Origin of the sequence: Algibacter pacificus (genome assembly GCF_008033385.1) — a bacterium.
Lineage (GTDB): Bacteria > Bacteroidota > Bacteroidia > Flavobacteriales > Flavobacteriaceae > Algibacter > Algibacter pacificus.
The window spans coordinates 171076-178855 of the sequence record NZ_VOGY01000009.1; the positions used below are offsets into that span (position 1 = coordinate 171076).

A 7780-nucleotide genomic window follows, 5' to 3' on the forward strand; every position below is an offset into this window, starting at 1 on the left:
GTATTAATTGTTTGATTTTTAGAGAGGTGGTTTTTTATTTTAAAAGAAATACTGTTTTTAAAAGTTAAACAATAGGTTTTTTAACTTTTTTTTAACCTTTTAGTCCGTTATATGCGGTTTTCTGAGTGATTAATAGTATTTTAGTGTTAAAATTTATTTAAAATTATTTGATATATAACTTAGTTTTAAATGAAAAACTCGAAAAAAGCATTTGATATAATATTATTCATATGAAAAGAATATTACTCCTTATTTTATTAACTTTTTCTTTATTAACAAACAGTTTTGCGCAGCTTAGTGATTTACATTACCTCCCACCATTAAAGCAAGGTGATGGAGGTACAGGCTCTATACTCCAACAAAAACTATATTTCTCTACTCCAGAAACTACACCTTTCAATGTGTCGGTTTATAGAGGTAATGGTACTTTGTTAACAACAATATCAGGACTGTCAAATACAAACTCTCAGTCCTATGGACTTCCTAACGGAAACAATGGAATTGCTTTAGTTTCCACTGCTAACACAGGAAAAGTTCTTAATAATGCTGGGCTTCGTATAGAATCTTCAGGTGGGGAAAAGTTTTATGTAAATTATAGAGGGCGTTCAAGTGCCCAAGGCACATCTTTAACTTCTAAAGGACGCGTAGCGTTAGGGACACTTTTTAAATGGGGAGGGCGACCAAATTATGGAAAAGGGGAGAAAACCTTAAATGCTGTTTTGGGTATTATGGCAACGGAAAATGCAACAACTGTTGAAATTTATGGTTATGATTCTGGGTGTACTTTTAGAAATGGGAATGATGCTGATGGTTTTCCTATTGGTGGTGCTACCAGTATGACTATTATGTTAGATGCAGGTGAGAGTTATGTGTATGAAGCTCCAAGAAATAATGGTAGTGCTAATATTGATTGTTGGTTAGGAACAACTATTAAATCGGATAAGAAAATTGCTATTTCTAATGGTAATTTAAATGGAGCACCTTTAACCAGTGCTAATAATAGAGATGCAGGAATTGATCAACCTGTTCCAGAAAATGTCCTAGGAAGAGAATATGTGTTTGTGAGGGCTGGAGGTACCAATGTAAATGAAACTCCAATAATTATTGGGACACAAAATGGAACAGGTATTTATGTAAATGGACAAGCAACTCCTATTGCAACTATTAATAAAGGAGATTATTTTGTAATTCCGGGATCTAATTATTCTACAAATTCTACCGGTGGTAATATGTATGTTACTACTTCAAAAGAATCATATGCGTATCAAAATATAGCAGGAGCATCAGCATCTCAAACAGGAGGGTTAAATTTTATTGCTCCTGTAAATTGTTTATTACCAGATATTATGGATAATATTCATGACATTAGAGATGTTGCTAATTTAAATTATACAGGTGGAATTACTATTATAGCTTCTACTTCAACATTAGACAGTAATATCGAGGTTTATGAAAACAATGTACTAGTTACAAAACCTGCGTCTAAAGTAGTTGCGGGTACTACAGAATGGAAAACCATTACCATTTCTGGTTTAGATGGCGATGTAAGAGTGCAGTCTACTGGACCAATAGCTGTAGGGTTTTTTGGTGTTAGTGGTAATGCTGGTGTTGCAGGTTATTTTTCTGGTTTTGATACAGTGCCAATTGTAGAAATAAGTGTTACTGGAGGAGGATGTTTACCTGGTGCTGAAATTAAAGAAGTTACTGGTGGTTTTGAGTATTATGAATGGTTTCAAAATGGAGTATCTGTATCCGAAGGTGTAACCCAAAGTTCTTATACTCCCACAGAAGCAGGTGATTTTTATGTTAAGGTTACCAAAGGAGGCTGTAGCTATGATTCTGCAATTTTATCGGTGTACAATTGTGACCCTGAAATAGTATTAACCAAAACAGTTGATGCTACGCCCGTGTTAGAAGGAGATACGGTAACATTTACCGTTACAGTAGAATCTTTAGGTGAAAACCTTGTAACAGGTCTTGTAATTAATGATGCGTTGCCTCCAGAATTATCATTTGTAAGTGCTGCCCCTAATTACGGTTCTTGGAGTGCTCCCAATTGGACTATTGGAAATATGTCTAGTGGCGAAATACATCAAATTGATATTGTTGCTACTGTTAATGAAGTTACCGCAACTACTACAGTTACTAATACAATTTCTAATACACAAAATGAAGTTGAGGGTGATGTTATTCCAGATGATGATACAGAACAGGTTACTATAATAAATAGTGAAATTGAATTAACCAAAACAGATAGAGCTCCCCTTGATGGAAGTTTTGATACGGTAGGTGAAGTTATAACGTATGATTTTGTTGTCACAAATACAGGGGATACGGCATTAACAAATATTACAATTACGGATTCTAAAATAGATTCAGGAAGTTTATCACCAAGTTCAGTAGCTAATTTAGCTATTGGAGCTTCAGCAAATTTTACAGCAACTCATACTATTACACAAGCTGATATTGAGGCAGATCAAGTTGTTAATTCGGCTACAGCACAGGCAACTTTATCTAATGGCTTTGTTATATCTGATATTTCAGACGATCCAGATAATTCAAATAACACTATTGATGACCCAACAATAACACCCATAGACCAAAAAGGAGGGATATTGGTAGAGAAAATAGCACAACCGGCTCCAGATGGATTATATGATACGGCCGGGGAAATTATTACTTATGAAATTACGGTGTTTAATACAGGTAATGTGAGTTTAAATAATGTGACTGTAACAGACCCCATGGCAGATTCAGGTAGTATTTCGCCGGCGTCTATTGCAAATTTACCTGTTGGAGAATCGGCAGTATTTTCTGCTCAGCATACTATTGTATTAAATGATTTTAATACAGGAAGTGTTATTAATACAGCAACAGCTACTGGTACAGAGATTGTAGAGGGGACGACTGTTATGGATCAATCTGATGATCCTACAACAGCAACTCCTAATGATGCAACAGTCGTTTCTGTACCACAGTATGGGCAATTGCAAGTAACTAAAGTAGATGCGCCAGCGATAGATGGAGCTTTCGATACGGTAGGTGAGGAGATAATTTATACTGTAATAGCTACCAGTGTTGGAAATGTTACTTTGACAGATGTTAATATTGTTGATCCAAATGCAGATGTTATAGAGTTAACAAGTACTACAGGTACAGATACAGATAATTCTGATGGTAGGGTTGAAAGTTTAAATCCAAATGAAACCGCAACCTTTACTATAAAACATTTTCTAACACAAGAAGATTTAGATAAAGGAGAGGTGGTTAATACAGCAACAGTTGGGAGTTTAGATCCCGGTATGGGAAGTGTCACAGATTTATCTGATGATCCAGATGATCCAACTACAACAGATGATATCCCGAATAAAGTTACCGCAGCAGATCCAACAATTACACCGCTAATTTCAACGCCATCTTTATCTGTTACAAAAGTTGTAGATGATTATTTTCATGTAGCTGAAGGACAAACGATAACTTATACATATGTTGTTACGAATGATAACAATGTTACCATTAATAATGTTAGTATTAATGATGCTCATATAGCTAATGGAACTTTATCAACACCAGAACTTCAAAGTACTACAGGAACCGATGCCGATAATTCTGATAATCAAATAGATATTTTAGCGCCTGGGGAAACAGGGACTTGGACTGCAACATATTTGGTAACAGCTATAGATATTTCAAATCAAGCAAATATTACTAATACGGTAACAGCTACAGGAACGCCAAGTACGGAAAGCTTTATCGATCCTACAGCAAATGTCTTGGTTACAGTGCATCCTATAGAGGTTATATGTAGTGGTGAAACTTTAAATCATGACTTAACGGGAGATAATACCTTTACAGGAGCGACATATAGTTGGTTTGCTACAGATAACGCAAATGTTTCTGGTGAAACGACTTCTGCTTCAACATCAACTTCTATAGCAGATACTTTGTTGAATGAGTCAGGGATAGATCAAATTGTAGAGTATACTATTACAGTGACCGTTTCTGGAGTTGTTAAAGATGTTTACAAATATAAAGTAACTGTGCATTCTCAATTAGTCGTTCCAGAGAATGATGTTGATACCGTAAATTGTTTAGCAGAAGCAATACAGCCACTAACACCTGTGGTGAACGATTTTAATGGAACAGCTATTACTCCTGTTATTACAGAAAATACAGATCCTGTATGTGAAGGGGATAAAGTTTACACGTTTACTTATACGGATCCTAATTGTGCAGGAAATGTTTCGGTTTACACCTACACTTACACTCTGGATGTAACGACCTTACCCGTAGTTCCAGCCAATGGATCCAGCACCGTTGAATGTTTAGCCGATGCCACGCAACCAACAGCACCAGTAGTCAAAGATGTTTGTGGTAATGACATTACCCCCGTGATCACCGAAAACACGGATCCTTTATGTGAAGGCAATAAGGTTTACACCTTTACCTATACGGATTGCGCAGGAAATGTTTCGGTTTACACCTACACCTACACTCTGGATGTAACGACCTTACCCGTAGTTCCAGCAAACGCCAGCAGTACCGTTGAATGTTTAGCCGATGCCACGCAACCAACAGCGCCAGAGGTCAAAGATGTTTGTGGAAACCCAATCACACCAATAATCACCGAAAACACGGATCCAGTATGTGAAGGGGATAAGATTTACACCTTTACCTATACGGATTGCGCCGGGAATTCTTCGGTTTATACTTATACCTACACCCTTGATGTGACGACCTTACCCGTAGTTCCAGCAAACGCCAGTAGCACCGTTGAATGCTTAGCCGATGCCACGCAACCGACAGCGCCAGAGGTCAAAGATGTTTGTGGAAACACAATCACACCAATAATCACCGAAAACACGGATCCTTTATGTGAAGGCGATAAGATTTACACTTTTACCTATACGGATTGCGCCGGGAATGTTTCGGTTTACACTTACACTTATACTCTGGATGTGACGACGTTACCCGTAGTTCCAGCAAACGCCAGCAGTACCGTTGAATGTTTAGCCGATGCCACGCAACCAACAGCACCAGTGGTCAAAGATGTTTGTGGTAATGACATCACACCAATAATCACCGAAAACACGGATCCAATATGTGAAGGGGATAAGATTTACACCTTTACCTATACGGATTGCGCCGGGAATGTTTCGGTTTACACCTACACCTACACTCTGGATGTGACGACCTTACCCGTAGTTCCAGCAAACGCCAGTAGCACCGTTGAATGTTTAGCCGATGCCACGCAACCGACAGCGCCAGAGGTCAAAGATGTTTGTGGAAACACAATCACACCAATAATCACCGAAAACATGGATCCTTTATGTGAAGGGGATAAGATTTACACCTTTACCTATACGGATTGCGCCGGGAATGTTTCGGTTTACACCTACACTTATACTCTGGATGTAACGACCTTACCCGTAGTTCCAGCCAATGGATCGAGCACCGTTGAATGCTTAGCCGATGCCACGCAGCCAACAGCACCAGAGGTCAAAGATGTTTGTGGAAACCCAATCACACCAATAATCACCGAAAACACGGATCCAGTATGTGAAGGGGATAAGATTTACACCTTTACCTATACGGATTGCGCCGGGAATTCTTCGGTATACACTTACACTTATACTCTGGATGTAACGACCTTACCCGTAGTTCCAGCCAATGGATCGAGCACCGTTGAATGTTTAGCCGATGCCACGCAACCAACAGCACCAGTGGTCAAAGATGTTTGTGGAAACCCAATCACACCAATAATCACCGAAAACACGGATCCTTTATGTGAAGGGGATAAGATTTACACCTTTACCTATACGGATTGTGCCGGGAATTCTTCGGTTTATACTTATACCTACACCCTTGATGTAACGACCTTACCCGTAGTTCCAGCAAACGCCAGCAGTACTGTTGAATGCTTAGCCGATGCCACGCAACCAACAGCACCAGTGGTCAAAGATGTTTGTGGTAATGACATCACAGCAATAATCACCGAAAACACGGATCCTTTATGTGAAGGCGATAAGATTTACACCTTTACCTATACGGATTGTGCAGGAAATGTTTCGGTTTACACCTACACCTACACTCTGGATGTAACGACCTTACCCGTAGTTCCATCAAACGCCAGTAGCACCGTTGAATGTTTAGCCGATGCCACGCAACCGACAGCACCAGTGGTCAAAGATGTTTGTGGTAATGACATCACAGCAATAATCACCGAAAACACGGATCCTTTATGTGAAGGCGATAAGATTTACACCTTTACCTATACGGATTGCGCCGGGAATGTTTCGGTATACACTTACACTTATACTCTGGATGTGACGACCTTACCCGTAGTTCCAGCCAATGGATCCAGCACCGTTGAATGTTTAGCCGATGCCACGCAACCAACAGCACCAGTGGTCAAAGATGTTTGTGGAAACACAATCACACCAATAATCACCGAAAACACGGATCCTTTATGTGAAGGGGATAAGATTTACACCTTTACCTATACGGATTGTGCAGGAAATGTTTCGGTTTACACCTACACTTATACTCTGGATGTAACGACCTTACCCGTAGTTCCAGCAAACGCCAGCAGTACCGTTGAATGTTTAGCCGATGCCACACAACCGACAGCACCAGAGGTCAAAGATGTTTGTGGTAATGACATCACACCAATAATCACCGAAAACACGGATCCTTTATGTGAAGGCGATAAGATTTACACCTTTACCTATACGGATTGTGCAGGAAATGTTTCGGTATACACTTACACTTATACTCTGGATGTAACGACCTTACCCGTAGTTCCAGCCAATGGATCCAGCACCGTTGAATGTTTAGCCGATGCCACACAACCAACAGCACCAGTGGTCAAAGATGTTTGTGGAAACCCAATCACACCAATAATCACCGAAAACACGGATCCAGTATGTGAAGGCGATAAGATTTACACCTTTACCTATACGGATTGCGCCGGGAATGTTTCGGTATACACTTACACTTATACTCTGGATGTAACGACCTTACCCGTAGTTCCAGCCAATGGATCGAGCACCGTTGAATGCTTAGCCGATGCCACGCAGCCAACAGCACCAGAGGTCAAAGATGTTTGTGGTAATGACATTACCCCCGTGATCACCGAAAACATGGATCCTTTATGTGAAGGGGATAAGATTTACACCTTTACCTATACGGATTGCGCCGGGAATTCTTCGGTATACACTTACACTTATACTCTGGATGTGACGACCTTACCCGTAGTTCCAGCAAACGCCAGCAGTACCGTTGAATGTTTAGCCGATGCCACACAGCCAACAGCACCAGAGGTCAAAGATGTTTGTGGTAATGACATTACCCCCGTGATCACCGAAAACACGGATCCAGTATGTGAAGGCAATAAGGTTTACACCTTTACCTATACGGATTGCGCAGGAAATGTTTCGGTTTACACCTACACCTACACTCTGGATGTAACGACCTTACCCGTAGTTCCAGCCAATGGATCCAGCACCGTTGAATGCTTAGCCGATGCCACGCAACCGACAGCGCCAGAGGTCAAAGATGTTTGTGGAAACCCAATCACACCAATAATCACCGAAAACATGGATCCTTTATGTGAAGGCGATAAGATTTACACCTTTACCTATACGGATTGTGCAGGAAATGTTTCGGTTTACACCTACACCTACACTCTGGATGTAACGACCTTACCCGTAGTTCCAGCCAATGGATCCAGCACCGTTGAATGTTTAGCCGATGCCACACAACCAACAGCACCAGTGGT

The 7780-nt window shown here is 40.3% G+C and carries 1 protein-coding gene; it reads left to right on the top strand.

Translation table 11 applies throughout. The features are described 5' to 3' along the window. Positions 1-230 precede the first annotated feature (230 nt). Positions 231-7780: HYR-like domain-containing protein (locus FQU21_RS14255; RefSeq protein WP_147678679.1), on the top strand; the 7550-nt coding region annotated here is incomplete at its 3' end.